Origin of the sequence: Allobosea sp. Tri-44, from assembly GCF_004123845.1 — a bacterium.
Taxonomy (GTDB): domain Bacteria; phylum Pseudomonadota; class Alphaproteobacteria; order Rhizobiales; family Beijerinckiaceae; genus Allobosea.
Map to the genome: position 1 here is coordinate 97,506 of NZ_NBDP01000007.1, position 15,414 is coordinate 112,919.

Consider the following 15,414-nt stretch of genomic DNA (forward strand, 5'->3'; position numbering starts at 1 on the left):
TTGCCGGCGGAGCAAATCATCGCCGTCATTCGACATTGCCGCATCCAGCTGTCCAGTGCTCCGGTTCAACTCCAATAGGTCGAATTACGCATGAACGCGCACGTCTATCTCGACAGCCTGAATTCGGCGCAGCAGCGGGCCGTGTCGTATGGCGACGGAGCGGCGCCGGCTCCGCCTGTGCTGATCATTGCAGGAGCCGGCTCGGGCAAGACTAACACGCTGGCACACCGCGTCGCCCATCTGCTCGTCTGCGGTGCTGATCCGCGGCGCATCCTGCTGATGACCTTCTCGCGCCGCGCCGCCTCCGAGATGATCCGCCGCGTCGAGCGCATCGCCCACAAGGTGATGGGCGACGGCGCCGGCGTCGCTGTCGATGCGCTGAACTGGGCCGGCACCTTCCACGGCGTCGGTGCGCGGCTCCTGCGCGACCTTGCCGAGCAGATCGGGCTCGACCCCGCCTTCACGATCCATGATCGCGAGGATGCCGCGGATTTGATGAACCTGGTCCGGCACGAACTCGGCTTCTCGAAGACCGAGGCGCGCTTTCCGACCAAGGGAACGTGCCTGTCGATCTATTCGCGCTGCGTGAACGCCGAGCAGCCGATCGAGGATGTTCTGCGGCTGTCCTATCCCTGGTGCATCGCCTGGGCGCAGGAGTTGAAGCAGCTCTTCGCGGCTTATGTGGAGGCGAAGCAGCAGCAGAACGTGCTCGATTACGACGACCTGTTGCTCTACTGGGCGCAGGCGATGTGCGACGCCGATCTCGCTGCCGATGTCGGCACGAGCTTCGACCACATCATGGTCGACGAGTACCAGGACACCAACCGGCTGCAATCCTCGATCCTGCTCGCCCTCAAGCCGGATGGCCGGGGGCTAACCGTCGTCGGCGACGACGCGCAGTCGATTTATTCCTTCCGCGCCGCAACAGTGCGCAACATTCTCGATTTCCCGTTGGCGTTCTCGCCACCCGCGGAGATCATCACGCTCGATCAGAACTACCGCTCGACGCAAGCCATCCTCGCCGCTGCCAATGCGGTGATCGACCTTGCCGCCGAGCGCTTCACCAAGAACCTCTGGACCGATCGTGCCGCCGGCGCGGCGCCAGAACTGGTCAACGTCCGCGACGAAGCCGATCAGGCCCGCTTTATCGCGGAGACAGTGCTGGCAAACCGCGAGGCCGGCGCAACGCTGAAGCAGCAGGCCGTGCTCTTTCGCGCCTCACACCATAGTGGCTCGCTCGAAATCGAATTGACCCGTCGGAACATCCCGTTCGTGAAGTTCGGCGGGCTGAAGTTCCTCGACGCCGCGCACGTCAAGGACCTGCTCGCGCTGCTGCGCTTCGTCGAGAATCCGCGCGATCGTGTCTCGGCCTTTCGCGTGATGCAGCTCCTGCCTGGCGTCGGCCCAACCTCGGCGCAACGCATTATCGAGCATCTGGCGCAGTCACCGGAAGGAGCAGACGCCCTGCGCGACGCCCCTGCCCCCGCCCGCGCGGGAGCCGACTGGGCATCATTCGTCGAGGCGATAGAGGAGCTGCGCTCCGGTAGATCAGGCTGGCCAGCCGAGATCGAGCGGGCCCGCCTTTGGTACGAGCCGCATCTGGAGCGCATCCACGAGGACGCGACGACGCGCCAGGCCGACCTCCTGCAGCTCGAGCAGATCGCCGGCGGCTATCCCTCGCGCGCGCGATTCCTGACCGAGCTGACGCTCGACCCGCCGGACGCCACCAGCGACCAGGCCGGCGTGCCGCATCTGGACGAGGACTACCTGATCCTTTCGACCATCCATTCGGCCAAGGGGCAGGAGTGGAAATCGGTCTTCGCCATGAACGTGGTGGATGGGTGCATTCCGATCGACCTTGGCGCCGGCGCCAGGGACGAGATCGAGGAAGAGCGCCGGTTGCTCTATGTCGCCATGACCAGAGCCAAGGATGATCTGCACTTGATGGTGCCGCAGCGCTTCTTCACGCACGGCCAGTCATCAACCGGTGACAGGCACGTCTATGCCGCCCGCACGCGCTTCATCCCGAACAACCTGCTGAAGTATTTCGAGCGGCGCGCTTGGCCGCTGGCCGCGCCCGCCGGCGCACGGGCGCCGTCCGGCGGCCCAAAGGTTGATGTACGCGCTAGGATGCGCGGCATGTGGCGCTGAGCCGATTGCCTGTTAGCGGGGCGCCTAGTGGCCTTCAAGCTTCAGCTCTGCGACGTACACTTGCGCGCCATCTGCGTTCTGGACCGTCACGGTCAGCGCTAGAAAATCGCCGTTTGGCAGCTTCTCGCGGTTCATGTCGGTCAAAAGCTCTTTGGCTGCGTTCTTTGCACTTTCATCATCAGGTAACTCGACGCCCTCATCGTCCAGGTCGGTCTTGTCGCCGTCGCGGGTATGAAAAAAGTAGCGCGTCATCCTGGCTGAATGCGAGGCAGGCTACTTAAGTTCCGGTCGATCGAGATTGCTTTCGCAGATGCAGATAGCGGGCGTCGAATTCGCCGAGCTCGCACAGCTTATCCCAGTCAAGTACCGTGATACGGCGGGCTGCGGGGTGAAGCCCACTGTCGCCGCAGTCAGAGTTCTCAGGCTGTGATCCATTTCTTCGATGTCAAGCGAATGCAGGTCCGGGATATCACCGGGAATGTGCAGCGACAGAATCTGCCGCTCGCCTGAACCGACGATCTTGTATCGACAGACCAAGTCTTCGATCACCAGCCAGCACTGCTTGGTGCCCTCACCCTCGCTTACGATACCCCGCGAGTTCTCTCAAAGAACGAGTCTATGCCTTGCCGAGCCGGCAAAACCCTGGTGCCTACGACCGCTGTGGAATTCTAATTTACACCGCAACGCCTGGCGCCCAGGGAACATTGGGCGGTCTGGTGGCCACGGCGCCGCGGTTTGCTGCGCTCCTAAAGAACGCATTGGCTAGATTGACGGTTTGCTCAAGCGACCCTGTTTGCGCTGATCACGAGCCGGACGATCGCAGTGGTGACCGTGCGACACATGGAGCAGCGTGCCACAGCTGCCTCCTGATCTCCGAAACCAGTTGCGAGCGCCGAAACCTATTTTTGGACCGCAGTTTACTCGTACGGACGATGGCCGACGACGGCGCAGAGTTTTTTGATGGAGTACCAACCTGAACTCTTGATTTGTAGGGCTGGCTATCAATGAGAACCTCCGTTCCATCGTGCGGTCACCATGACATGCGGGGCAGGCGCCACGCTACGCGGCTTCATCGCGCCTTGGGTTCTGGACGGTCCGGTCAACCGTGATGCCTTCGAGACCTATGTCGCCAAGGTGCTCGTGCCCGAACTCAAGCCCGGCGACGTGGTGGTGATGGACAACCTCTCCAGCCACAAGGGGCCGAAAGTGCGCGAGATGATCGAAGCCGCCGGCGCGGAGCTGCGCTATCTGCCGCCCTACAGTTCCGACTTCAACCCGATCGAGATGGCCTTCGCCAAGCTCAAGGCCCTGTTGCGCAAGGCTGCGAAACGAACCGTCGACGGCCTCTGGAGCGCTATCGGCCGCTTCATCGACCTCTTCGAGCCCGATGAATGCCGCAACTACTTCAGCGCCGCAGGATACGATGCAACCCGATCGGAAAACGCTCTAGTTTTGCCGCTTCCGGGGATTTTTCCGCACAAGACGGCTCGGCGTGCCGCGGATGCCGCAGCACTTGCGAGGGCGCGTCCTGGAGGCGCCGAGCCCCGCAGAGGGACCAAGTGTAGGCGGGCCACCACCTTTTCGGGAGCCTTCAGGGCCGGCGGCCGTTATCCTAAAGTAAACCAGAAACGGACGCTGGGGAACAACGACCGAAAGCTGCGTCAGCGCCTTGCCGGAATATCTAAGCGTGCTACGAATACGCTCATTGCATTTCAAACTATGTGGTAGGGCCATGACGTTCCTCGACATCGCCAAGGTCCGCCCAACCGTGACGCAATTCCTGCGCGATCGCATTCCGAACCGTCAGACGCTACTCCTGTCGTGGCCCTTCATTGCGGTCAATATTTTCTGGTTCCTCGTCCTGGTCTCCTGGCTGCCCATGATCGCGGGGCTCCAGGATATCCTCGTCCGGCTAAGGCTCGGCACCGCACCGGACGCGTTCAGCGTGAGGCCCGACACCGTTTCATTCGTCCTCGTCGCTGTTGGCATCCTCGCGACGGGACTGGTGCGGTTCCGCTTCATCCCGGTCCTCTGCGTGCTCCCCGCGCTCATGGCGGTCCTGTTGGGCATCGGCCCGGCGAACCTCGGGAACTGGAGCGAGCTCGCGCCATGGCTCCTGCCGATCGGACTCGGTCTCGTCGCCCTGTCGGGGCTGTGTTTCGTGCTCCACGGTCGCATACGAAGCCCGGCTGTCGCCGCCTTCCTCCTGCTGGCAGGCATCGAGGCGCTGTCGGGTATTTTCCCGCTCGCCCCCTCCCTAGAGGAGGGCGCTTCGGCAATTCCTCCAGTAGCGCCTCAACCCGGCGCGCCCACGCCGGCGGTCTTCCTGACGTTCGGAAGGCTATTCCACGCCTACCACCTCTCCGTGCTCGACCTTTTGATCGTCGCGTCGCTCATTGTCCTTGGCCGCTTCCTCGTCCTGGTGTGGAGGCACAACCAGCCCGGCTGGGTAGGCCTGAGAGAGAATGCCGACCTTCGGACGACCGCGGTCCGGACGGCCTGGCTCTCCGTGCCGTTCTTCGTCCTGATCGGCGTCCTGGGCTGGTTCTGGAACGGCGTTGGGCGCGAGGCCGAGGCATACGCAATCACCGTGCTGGCCACGCCAGGACCGACCGCCGCCAAGAGCCTTGAGGACGCGCTGCGACAGGCGAGCGCCCGCGAGCAGCAGAAGGTCGCGGAGCGCAGCAAGGCCTCTCTCGGGGACGCGACCGCCAAGGCCAAGGACGGCACGACGCAACTCGTCGGGTCCGTGATGCCTAACGTGCGGGCCTCGTTCCCGGCTTATCTCATGGAGCTCAGGGGCTGTCGCTGGTACGACGTCTTCTGCCATGTCATGAACGGCATCAAGTCAGTCGTGAACTCGGTTTACCGGAAAGCCCGCGACGCAGCCCTCAACTCGCTGGAGGCCGAGCTGCGCCGTGCAGACGCCTATGGGAAGGACCAGCTCGACACAAAGCGCAGGATTGCGACCGAGGCGGTGGATTCCTTCTCTAGGCAAACCACACGCTGGGCCGACACGGCAGTCAGCAAAGCGTTCGAGACGGCAAGTTGGATCGGGTTGATCCTGTCGATCTACGGCTTCATCGTGGCGGTCAAGACGGTGATGGTGATCATGTCGCGCCTTCTCTATCGCGACACTCCCGATAACCCGCTCTTCGCGTCGTTGAAGCCAAATACGAAGAACCCCGTGTCCCACCTGCCCACGGTCGTGGGTAACGAGGCCGTTATTCCGTACCGCCCGCCCGGCTCGCCCGATACCTATATCGCGCTGCGCTACGAGATCAGGAACGCGGTCGCCAACGTCTCGCTGCCGCAACCCGGCACCGGCATTTTCGGCAGGATGCTAAGCGGGCGTTATGTCCTCGGCCTGCTACGCACATCCAGCCTGCCCAAAGAAGGGGCCTCCATCGTCGTGAATGCGCCCTCGGAGTTGGTAACCTGGTCGTTGGCGCCAGGCGAGGAGATCATCTTGCGCTATGACGACCTTGTCGCCTTTTCAAGCACCGTCCGACTCGCCATCGAGATCAACTTCTCGCTCCAGGCCACGCTTTTCGGACGGTTTCTCTTCCATAAGGCGATCGGTCCGGGTGACGTGATCATGCAGACGCAAGGAGAGGCTGTGGCGGGCCACGAAAAAGACGCGGCCGAGTCACGGCGGGCGACATCGCTGAAGGCGTGGGAGTTGCAGGCCGGGTTCCAGATCCAGTCGAACCTCGATTGGCGCGGGGTCTATCTCGCTCCTTACAATATTCGCAAGCAAGCACGTTCCTTGCTGATCTACGACAATGGCCCGGAGAATTCGCGCTGGTCCTCGCTGGGCCTGATCAAGGCCGTAAGAACCTTCCTGCTGCCATTCTAGCGGCTGCCGTCGTTCCTGCCTTGGCCGGGTCCTTCCTTGGCTGCCGCGGAGTTCCATATCGCCAGCGGCTCCCGGCTACGTGACAGCATGCGAGACGAAACATGGCGGCATCGGATCTGGCCGAGCTTTTGCCCGAGACCCGGGCCAAGCTGGCCAAGCATCTTGCAGCCTTGGCAAACCATGGCGGCGGGTTCATCGTCATCGGGGTCGACGACGCCACGCGCGTGCCCACGGGCGCGCCGCCGGCCGGCCTCGCCAAGATCGATCAGGAAGCGGTAGCAGGTATCCTGAAGCGCTACCTAAGCCCGCCGTTCCAGATTCAGGTCGAGAGTGCTGAGCAGGACGGCGTTGGGTATCCCGTCGTGGTGGTCCCCCGACGGGGCCGAAGGGACAACCGGTAGGCGTCAGCCAGGGCAGGATCTACGTCCGCGCCGCCGGGCCACAAAGCATCGAAATCAAGACTCGATAGGAAACGCAGGGAGAGTCACTGACCAGCTTGGCTGCTTCGCGAGCCGGCGGCTAGCTCTATAAGTGAGGACGCGGCCGATGAGCTTGCCTGCGCACGAAGCCGTCAGCAGCGACCTGGGAGATCAATCATGGATGAAGATCGTTTCAACATGGCTGTCCGGAAGTTCTTGAAGGAGGTAGGAGTGACCTCACAACGAGAGATTGAGCGCATTGTGCGGGAGGGCGCGCTGGAAGGACGCTCGGTGCGTTTTCGCATGACGCTGACTTCAGACGATGCGCCCTCGCTTCAGCATGTTGTGGAGACGACAATCGACCTCCGATGATTCAAAGGAGATCGCGGAGGCGAGCTGGCGTTACGGCGCTCTTGAGTGGGCACTCTCGTGGCGTTCGCCTCCTGCTGGATAACCGATCACGGCTGCTTCGGTAACGAGGGATTTGGGCCAAGCAGATTGCGGTCATCGACGCCCGCCGCGAGGCCGAGCGCGACGCCACGCGCGTCACCGTGAACGCCCAGGCCGAGCGCGAGGCCGCCGACAACCTCGCCCAGGCCCTGCGCACGCAGGCCACCGCCGAAGCCGACGCCAACAAGATCAAGGCGAGCGGCGTCATCGAGCTTGGCGAGGCCGAGGCCAAGCGCGAACGCGCCCTCAACGAGGCCCGCAACGCGCTGTCGCCGCAGATGGTGGATTTCGAGCTCACCAAGCAACGCATCGCGATCGTTCCGGCGGCGCTCGAGCAGGCCATGAAGCCGATCGAGAAGATCTCCGACATCAGGATCTTCAGCGCCGGCAACCTGGCTGGCGCGATGGGCAATGGCGGCTCGCCGGGGCAAGGCGGCCTGAGCCCGATCTCCGATCTCAGCAGCCAGCTGCTCAGCTTCGGCGCACAAAAGCCGATCGTCGACGAGATCCTGGTGCAAGCCGGCTTCCGCGGCAGCGATCCTGTCGACGCACTCCTGGGTGCGACCCGGACGAAGGATTCAGGTGCGAGGTCTATCGAGGGGAACGGCGACGCCACCTTATCCAAGAAATAGCGGTCTGGGCTGTCGCGCGGGATCCGCCAACGCAGCCGTTCCCCTCGCGGGATCTGAACCATGACGTGGCCAGCTTTGCCCTCACGGCTGACAAGTCGCGTCCGAGACGCTTTCGCCTTCATGTAAAGGCGACGGCACAAGCGATCTTGAGAATGGATGACGGCGTTGACGACGAGCGCCGCCATTCTGATGCGGGACTGCCTTACTCGCCTTGGTTTTGGATCCGCTTTGCTCGCGGATCGCGTCTTCGTCCTTCACGCCTATTGGCGAGTTGCCGTTCGATGATCTGAGCCGATCTCGCCACCTCGGCCTGCACTCGATCGAGAAGCTCATGCCCGCCAGCGGGCATGGCGACCACGCGATCGCGCGCTTCCTGGGCGTGCTCCATCACGAGCTTGCAGAGTTCGGCGACACGCTGGAGCGTGTGCGCGGGGTTCAAGCCGACACTGCGCGCCAGGATCTGCCAGTCAGACCCCTGGACTTCAGCGGCAACGCGGCGCTCGCCAAGGCTCTGAGCCAGATTCATCGTAATCTGCGGGTATATCTTCGCGCAGAGCACGTCGTAGAGCGGAGCGAGGCGAGAGGAGCCGCCGGCGCCGATCTGGAGGGCGTAGTTCTTGGCGTGCGCGTCGGTGTTGCAGCAGATCACGTTGAAGATCATGCCATCGAGCAGATCGAGACGCGCTCCGGGGGAGACATGCCGCTCGACGGCCTTGAACAGTTCAATCAGGCCTGGTCCGCTACGGATCTCGCCGCCGCGCCCGGCAGGCGCATATTCGTATTTGTCCTTGGGGTAGATGCCCAGGGCCTGGGCCAGATCCTCCTGGTGAACGCGCTGGATGCCGGCGGGCGTCTCGATCCGGTCATATCGCTCGACCAGCAGGTAGCTTCGTCTAAGAGCGCGTCCCGTCGTGACCGTGGCGGCACGCAGGCCAATCAACCCGGCCAGCGTCAGGCAGAAGGCCTCGTTCTGGACACTTGCCTTCAGCCGTTCGACATCGGGCTTCAGGATATGCGTCGAGGGCGTGCCATCGAGCGGAATCGCGATTCTGCCATCGATGATGAGGACGCCGATCTTTTCCTGGGCACCGGCCAGCGACATCGAGACCCCGGCCTCGCCGGCGAGCAGCGGCTTCATCGGCAAATCCGAAATGATCCGCTCGAGCTCTTCGTCGGTCTCGACGACGTGGAAGCGGTCACCCGCCTCGCGCGGCTGGCCAAAAGCAAGGGCGCCGGCCGTATCGCGTCCGATCCGAGCGAGGAGGCCAATGATGTTCTGGGGCGCGACCTGGAGGATCTGACCGATCTCCTGCAGATGCGTTTCCGGCAACAGGTTCGCCAGCCATGGCAGGACGATTCTCGCCTCATAAGGCTCCGGGCGCAGCGGCATCGTCACCGAGATCGGGAAAGCGAATTTACGATCAATCCAGTCAGGATCGTAGGCAAGCGAGACGCCGTGCTCGTTTTCCAGGATACTCGCGACGCGCAGCTGCTCGAAGAAGATGTCGGTCATCAGGCCATCTAGAAGCGCGGCAGAGTGGCGAGGGGATCATTGGGATCGTCAAGCCGAGCTGGCGACTCTTGCTCGGACGGAAGCGAAGCGAGGCGAAGGCCGACTTCGAAGGCGGCTGTCAGGGCATGCCCAAGATGCGTGCCGGATTTTCCGGCCTCGAGATCGATGATCGTGCGGCGGGTCACGCCGCAGCGGGCGGCGAGCTCGTCCTGGGTGATCCCCGTGGCCTGCCGGTGCCGGCGGACGAGGCGACCGAATTCTTCGGCGGTTCGGATCATGGCACTCTGTCCGCAGGGATGGCACAAACCAGAATGTGAAAGATACTGCACAATGGCGCGGTGTCAAGCGTATGTGCATTATTCTTCACATTAGCTAACTCAGCCGAAGATGTGCAGAATTCTGCACTCTCGCCCTACTGCCGCGCCAGGACGTGGCCGCGCTGTTCCTGTCGGCTCCCTGGTCGCGCAGCCGCCTTGTACGAACGGGTATAACAGCGGGATTCGCCGACTCAGCCTTTCCTCCGCGGGCGGTTCAGGCTACGAGATTCTTGCTTTTTTCTGACCTTCCACAATCCGAGCAAGGGTCATTTCACCGGCCGTCACACCGTTACAAAATATCTCGTAACCTATTGTTTTTATTGAACTGTATGCCAGTTCAATCCTCTCTCGCAGCACCAGCCTTTCCCTTTGAAATCGTTGAAGCCCTTGACGCCACGAGGCCCCTGCTCCTTCCGGCATTGCAAATGTCGTGAGGAATCGCCTGGAGCCCCAGCGCTCGCATGGTGTCGGCATGAAAATGCTTGGCAGGAGAAGTCTTTTTGTCTTGGACCGGAGGTGCCGCGCACGGTCTAGTCCTGCGATCAGGCGTGCCAGCCAGCATCATCGGAGGGTTCATCATGCCGCTCATTCGCATCGAGCCCGTCGAGGATCACGCGACCGGCCGCTTCGCGATCGAGATCTATTATCCGGCAGACACGGAGCGCCCGCTCGTCACCACCGCCCCGCGCTACAAGAGCGCCGCGGCGGCCGAGCAGGATACGATCGCGATCCTCGCCTCGAACGCCAATAATCCTGCTCCGGAGGAGCCGGCCAACCGGCGGTAGCGGGCTTGGCTCACCGGCTCAGCCCGGCGCGACCTGGTGTTTGAGCGCGATCTCGCGGCCGGTATGAGCCGATTCCAGGATCGCGAGGCAGACTTCCAGGGTCGCCATACCCCATGCGCCGCAATGCAAGGGTGCGATGCCGGACCGGACGGCGGCATAAAGCTCGTCGACGACCTCGGCACGCGGCACGGTCGGCGCCGGCAGCCCCTCCAGCCAGCGGCGGTCGTCGGCGTAAATCATCACACCCTCGGCCAATGGGCGAAGGTCGGCCTGCTCGCAGCAGACCGTGACCGGGCCGAAATGATTGTGCCCGAGGGCGGCCGGCAGCGCCGCGACGGAGCTGTTCGCCACGCCATAGGTGCGAGTATTCTTGAGCGCCGCCTCTTCCTCCGGCGTCGAGACCTGCGCCAGCCCGCGGCGCGCGGTGCCATAGCTCTCGGGATCGCGCCGCTGGCCCATCTCGCCGATCCAGCCGAGCTGCTCGTCGCTGTCATAGCGGCCATAGCCGCTATAGGTCAGCGTCGCGCTGGCTCCGTCCGCGAAAATGAGAAATGCCTGATAGGCGCCCTCCGTCGGGCGGGCCGGATCGAACCGGCCGGTCGTAGCCCGCACGGTCGAGACCAGCCCGCCACCCAGCAGCCGGACGACATCGACCTGATGGGCGCCCTGGCTGAAGACGACGCCGCCGCCCTGTGCCGTGTCGAGCTCTTCCGGTCGGCGCGGCCGGTAGAGGAAATCGGTGTGGTTCGAGGCCGTGATCATCCGCGCCCGGCCGAAGCAGCCCGAGCGGATCAACTCTGCCGCCTTGAGATACGGTGCATCGTAGGAATGGCTGTGCCCGACGAGGAGATGCACTCCGGCGGCATCGGCCGCTTCGATCATCGCCTGGCAGTCGGCGATGGTCAGCGCCATCGGCTTCTCGACGAGGACATGCTTGCCACGGGCCGCCGCGAGACGGACATGGGCGACATGGAACTGGTGCGGCGAGGCGATGTAGAGCGCCTCTACCGCGTCGTCGGCGCAGAGCCTCTCGACACTGTCATAGCTGCGCGCCGGCGAACCCGGCCGGGAGAAATCGCTCTCGAACTGCCGGCGCGCCTCTTCGCGCGGGTCGGCCGCGGCAACGAGCCGGATGAGCGGATGATGCGCCAGGGTCGGCAGCATCAGCATGAAGGCGCGTCCCAATCCGACGACGCCCAGACGGAGCGGCTCAGTCATCGCAGATCCCTAGAGGTCGAGCACGAGTTCGGCGGATTTTGCCCGCGACACACAGATCATGATGCTGCGGGCGCGCTCATGCTCGGCCAGCGCCAGATCGCGATGATCGGGCTCTCCCGAGACGAGCCGTGTCCTGCAGGTGCCGCAGGTACCGCTTTCGCAGGAGGAGGGCAGTACTTTGCCGGCCTCCCGCAGCCGCTCCAGGATCGACCTGTCGGCCGGCACTATGAGGCGCTCTCCGCTTTTCGCCAGCACGACCGTGAACGGCGTATTGTCTTCCGACCGGACCCGGGCCGTGCCGAAATCCTCGAAATGCACGGCGGCCGACGACCAGTGCCCGGTCATGTCGCGTACCGCCTCCATCAATCCACGCGGCCCGCAGCAATAGAGATGGGCGCCTTTCGGCTCCTCCAGGATCGGCCAGAGGTCATAGGCCTTGTCCGGGTCGCCGCCGTCATGGTGGATCACCACCTTGCCGCGGAACTCCGGCGTCAGGAACTCGTCCCGGAAGGCCATCATCTCCGGGCTGCGCGTGAAATAGTAGAGCCTGAACGGCTTCGCCCGTGTCGCCAGCAGATGCCTGATCATGGCGCGGATCGGCGTGATGCCGATGCCGCCGGCGATGAAGATGTAGCTGGATGGACCCGGCTTCAGCGCGAAGTCGTTGCGCGGCGCCGTGATCGCGATCTCGTCGCCGACATGCGTCCTGTCGATCAGGCTGATCGAACCGCCACGCCCGCCGAGCTCCTTCTTGACGGCGATGAGATAGTGACCGGCGTCGTCCGGATCATTGCAGAGCGAGTATTTCCGCATCTCGCCAGTGGGGACCCTGACGCCGAGATGGGCGCCGGGCGTGAACGGCGCCAGCGCCTCCCCATCCGCCGGGCGCAGCTCGAACAGGCAGATGTCCTTGGCGACCATCTGCTTGTCGGCGATCGTGACCCGGATGGTCGCTGCTTCCTCGCTCATGTTCCCCTCCGCGAGCCACTCTCGACAAGCGTTTCGAACCGGACTAATCTTACACTTAGATATCTAAGTAATTTGCCGCTGGCTAGTCCGAGCCGCGATTTGGGAGGGGTCCACATGCTCACCCGCGAAGAGAACGAACTGCTCTGTCGCGTCGAAGGCGACACTCCGATGGGCCGGCTGATGCGGCGGCACTGGGTGCCGGCGCTGCTCTCCGAGCAGCTCGTCGAGAGCGACGGAGCGCCGGTTCGCGTCCGGCTCTTCGGCGAGGATCTCGTCGCTTTCCGCGACACCGACGGGCGCATCGGCGTGCTCGGCGAGTTCTGCCCGCATCGCAAGGCCTCGCTGTTCTTCGGGCGCAACGAGGAATGCGGTTTGCGCTGCCTCTACCATGGCTGGAAGTTCGACGTGGACGGCAAGGTGCTGGAGATGGTCTCCGAGCCGGCTGAAAGCGGCTTCGCCGAGAAGCTCCAGCACAAGGCCTATCCGACACAGGAAGCCGGCGGTTTCATCTGGGTCTATATGGGGCCGAAGGAACTGATGCCGGACTTCGAGCCGCCGGCCTGGGCCCCGACGCCGGAGGCCAAGGTCTCGATCGTCAAGATCGACCTGCCGTGCAACTGGGCGCAGATCATGGAAGGGCAGATCGATTCCGCCCATTCCTCCAGCCTGCACTCATCCGACATGAAGCCCGCCCGCGTGACCACCGCGGGCACGACCGCGACGCACTGGACGCGGCCGTCGACAGACAAGAATCCGCGTATCCAGGTTCAGCTGACGAATTACGGCTTCCGCTATGCCGCGATCCGGCGGCCGATCGTCAATGCGCAGACGCATGACTACATCCGGTTGACGGTCTTCGTCGCACCCTTCGCGGCCCTGATCCCGCCGAACGCCTCCTACAACGTCGCCACGGTGATCGTGCCCAAGGACGATGTCTCCAGCTATTTCCACTTCATCGCCTGGGGCAATGACGACTGCATCGACCAGGAGAGCTGGCGCAAGTTCTGCGTCGCGCAGGTCGGCATCGATCTCGACAAGACCTACAAGCCGATGCTGCGCAACAAGGCGAACGACTACCTGCAGGACCGCAAGGCGATGAAGCTGGGCGATTTCACCGGCGTGCCCGGGATCCCGAACCAGGACATCATGATGTGGGAATCGATGGGGCCGATCGCCGACCGTACCAGCGAGCGCCTCGGCGCCAGCGACATCGCCATCGTCCAGTTCCGCCGCGTGATGATCGATGCGGCGCGCAAGCACGCCGCCGGCAGCGAGGCCATCGGCCTGATCCAGCCGCATATCCCGCAGGCCAAGCTGCGCTCCTATCAGGGCATCGTCCCCAAGAGCGAGGACTGGCGCAAGCTCGGCGCGTCGAGCGAGGAGGTCGCGGTGCTCGACGGGATGGAGCAGGACGAGACCGAAGCCGAGATGGCGGCTGCACGGGGCTGATCCGCCGGGGCACTGCGCCTCTCGCAACTGCGAAGTAGTTTTTCGGCATCGCGGCCAAAGCGGGAAAGTCTTTGAACGCAGCCTGTGCGTGCGCGAGTGTTCGCGCCAACGCGCACACCTGCCGTGAGACCAGCCATGCTCGACAAGCCCGCGCCGACCGGCCGCAGCCTCTATATCGGCGGAAGCTGGCGCCATCCGCTGTCTGGGCGCTACGCCCCGACCCTCAACCCCGGCACGAACGAGGTCATCTGCGATGTCGCCGAGGCATCCGCGGCCGATATCGATGTCGCGGTCGCGGCGGCGCGGACGGGTTTCCGGACGTGGCGCCAGGTGCCGCCGCTTGAGCGCGGGCGCATCCTGAAGGCGATCGCAATGGTCGTCCGCGAGAATGCCCGCGAACTCGCTGCGCTCGACGCCGCCAATTGCGGCAATCCAATGCGCGAGATGGTCGGCGACGCCGCCATCGCGGCGGCACAGCTCGACTTCTTCGGTGGCCTCGTCACCGAGATGAAGGGCGACACCATTCCGATGGGCCCCGATGCGATCAATCTCACGGTGCGCCAGCCACTCGGCGTCGTCGCCCGCATCCTCGCCTTCAATCACCCCTTCATGTTCTGCGCCGGCAAGATGGCGGCGCCGCTGGCGGCCGGCAACGCCGTCATCATCAAGCCACCGGAGCAGGCGCCGCTGTCCTCGCTCAGGCTCGCCGAGCTCATCGGCGGCCTGCTGCCGGAGGGCGTCCTCAGCATCGTGCCCGGCGGGCGCGAGGCGGGAGCGGCGCTCGCCAGCCATCCCGGCATCGACAAGGTCGCGCTGATCGGCAGCGTCCAGGCCGGCCGCGCCGTGATGAAAGCCGCGAGCGACACAATCAAGCCCGTGCTGCTGGAGCTCGGCGGCAAGAACGCGCTGATCGCCTTCGCCGATGCCGATCCCGAGCGGGTCGCCGCCGCGGTCGTCGCTGGCATGAACTTCACCTGGTGCGGCCAGTCCTGCGGCTCGACCAGCCGGGCGTTCATCCACCGCGACATCTATGAAGCGGTTCTCTCTCGGCTGCCGCAGAAGCTGTCCGGCTTCGTGCCCGGCATTCCGACCGACGAGGCCACGACCATGGGCGCGATCGTCAGCGCAGCCCAGCATGCCCGCATCCTCGATTTCATCGCCTCGGCAACGGCCGAGGGCGCGAGGTTGGTCTGCGGAGGCCGCGTGCCGGACGATCCCAGGCTCGCCGGGGGGTTCTACATCGAGCCGACGATCTTCGCCGATGTGACGCCGCAGATGCGGATCGCGCGCGAGGAGATCTTCGGCCCGGTTCTCTCGGTCATGCCCTGGAGCGACGAGGCCCAGATGCTGGAGACGGTCAACAGCGTCGAATACGGGCTGACCTGCTCGATCTGGACCAATGACCTTGTCAAAGCGCACCGCACCGCCCTGGCGGCGGAGGCCGGTTTCGTCTGGGTCAACGAGGTCGCGAAACATTTCCTGGGCACGCCCTTCGGGGGCTGGAAGCAATCGGGCATTGGCCGCGAGGAATGCCTCGGCGAGCTCATCGCCTTCACCCAGGAAAAGAACATCCATGTCAGCCTGAAATTGCCGGGCTGACGCTTCAGGACGGCCGGGATCGCTGCCGCAGGCAGTCGGTCGCAGCGTCGTTC

General features: G+C 64.1%; 14 protein-coding genes and 1 pseudogene. 10 read left to right on the plus strand and 5 right to left on the minus strand.

The genetic code is table 11. The annotated features are described in order from the left end of the window. Nucleotides 1–90 precede the first annotated feature (90 nt). A complete protein-coding gene (locus tag B6S44_RS06925; protein ID WP_129156040.1) occupies nucleotides 91–2,151 on the plus strand; it encodes an ATP-dependent helicase in 2,061 nt (686 codons plus the stop codon). A 24-nt stretch (nucleotides 2,152–2,175) separates the two neighbouring features. Here B6S44_RS06925 and B6S44_RS06930 read toward each other — a convergent pair whose 3' ends face one another. Beyond that, on the minus strand, nucleotides 2,176–2,403 hold the full coding sequence (locus B6S44_RS06930) for a DUF6894 family protein (RefSeq protein WP_129156041.1): 228 nt from the start codon (nucleotides 2,401–2,403) through the stop codon (nucleotides 2,176–2,178). Nucleotides 2,404–2,675: 272 nt separating this feature from the next. Here B6S44_RS06930 and B6S44_RS29795 point away from each other — a divergent pair, with 272 nt between their 5' ends. From B6S44_RS29795 to B6S44_RS06960, 6 genes and pseudogenes are all read left to right on the plus strand, one after another. Continuing rightward, nucleotides 2,676–3,128 (plus strand): Zn-binding domain-containing protein, encoded by a 453-nt coding sequence (locus B6S44_RS29795; RefSeq protein WP_282568171.1) that lies wholly within the window; start codon nucleotides 2,676–2,678, stop codon nucleotides 3,126–3,128. Nucleotides 3,129–3,183: 55 nt separating this feature from the next. Beyond that, nucleotides 3,184–3,579: pseudogene (locus tag B6S44_RS06940) on the plus strand (transposase); the annotation flags it as partial. Nucleotides 3,580–3,883: 304 nt separating this feature from the next. Beyond that, nucleotides 3,884–6,010 (plus strand): AIM24 family protein, encoded by a 2,127-nt coding sequence (locus tag B6S44_RS06945; RefSeq protein WP_129156042.1) that lies wholly within the window; start codon nucleotides 3,884–3,886, stop codon nucleotides 6,008–6,010. 101 nt (nucleotides 6,011–6,111) lie between these two features. Continuing rightward, complete coding sequence (locus tag B6S44_RS06950; protein WP_129156043.1) at nucleotides 6,112–6,411, plus strand: AlbA family DNA-binding domain-containing protein; 300 nt, start codon at nucleotides 6,112–6,114, stop codon at nucleotides 6,409–6,411. A gap of 195 nt (nucleotides 6,412–6,606) precedes the next feature. Next, the gene (locus tag B6S44_RS06955; RefSeq protein WP_129156044.1) at nucleotides 6,607–6,801 is read left to right on the plus strand and encodes a DUF6494 family protein; all 195 of its coding nucleotides are present in this window, start codon (nucleotides 6,607–6,609) and stop codon (nucleotides 6,799–6,801) included. Between the two features lie 179 nt (nucleotides 6,802–6,980). Beyond that, nucleotides 6,981–7,511, plus strand: coding sequence for a flotillin domain-containing protein (locus B6S44_RS06960; protein WP_248309483.1), 531 nt, complete (start codon nucleotides 6,981–6,983; stop codon nucleotides 7,509–7,511). 202 nt (nucleotides 7,512–7,713) lie between these two features. On the opposite strand, the gene B6S44_RS06965 is transcribed toward B6S44_RS06960, so the two are convergent. Both B6S44_RS06965 and B6S44_RS06970 read right to left on the minus strand, forming a co-directional pair. Next, the gene (locus B6S44_RS06965) at nucleotides 7,714–9,024 is read right to left on the minus strand and encodes a type II toxin-antitoxin system HipA family toxin (RefSeq protein WP_129156046.1); all 1,311 of its coding nucleotides are present in this window, start codon (nucleotides 9,022–9,024) and stop codon (nucleotides 7,714–7,716) included. An 8-nt stretch (nucleotides 9,025–9,032) separates the two neighbouring features. Beyond that, nucleotides 9,033–9,302, minus strand: coding sequence for a helix-turn-helix transcriptional regulator (locus tag B6S44_RS06970; protein WP_129156047.1), 270 nt, complete (start codon nucleotides 9,300–9,302; stop codon nucleotides 9,033–9,035). 617 nt (nucleotides 9,303–9,919) lie between these two features. Between B6S44_RS06970 and B6S44_RS06975 the strand changes: the two genes are divergently transcribed. Then, entirely contained in the window at nucleotides 9,920–10,126 is a 207-nt protein-coding gene (locus tag B6S44_RS06975) for a hypothetical protein (protein ID WP_129156048.1), read from the plus strand. A gap of 18 nt (nucleotides 10,127–10,144) precedes the next feature. Here B6S44_RS06975 and B6S44_RS06980 read toward each other — a convergent pair whose 3' ends face one another. Beyond that, nucleotides 10,145–11,344: a Gfo/Idh/MocA family protein gene (locus B6S44_RS06980; protein ID WP_129156049.1), complete on the minus strand. Its 1,200-nt coding sequence runs from the start codon at nucleotides 11,342–11,344 to the stop codon at nucleotides 10,145–10,147. Nucleotides 11,345–11,353: 9 nt separating this feature from the next. Further along, on the minus strand, nucleotides 11,354–12,313 hold the full coding sequence (locus B6S44_RS06985; protein ID WP_129156050.1) for a PDR/VanB family oxidoreductase: 960 nt from the start codon (nucleotides 12,311–12,313) through the stop codon (nucleotides 11,354–11,356). A gap of 114 nt (nucleotides 12,314–12,427) precedes the next feature. On the opposite strand from B6S44_RS06985, the gene B6S44_RS06990 reads away from it, so the two are divergent. Further along, nucleotides 12,428–13,762 (plus strand): Rieske 2Fe-2S domain-containing protein, encoded by a 1,335-nt coding sequence (locus tag B6S44_RS06990; RefSeq protein ID WP_129156051.1) that lies wholly within the window; start codon nucleotides 12,428–12,430, stop codon nucleotides 13,760–13,762. Nucleotides 13,763–13,897: 135 nt separating this feature from the next. Further along, the gene (locus B6S44_RS06995) at nucleotides 13,898–15,361 is read left to right on the plus strand and encodes an aldehyde dehydrogenase family protein (RefSeq protein ID WP_129156052.1); all 1,464 of its coding nucleotides are present in this window, start codon (nucleotides 13,898–13,900) and stop codon (nucleotides 15,359–15,361) included. The last annotated feature ends 53 nt before the right edge of the window (nucleotides 15,362–15,414 follow it).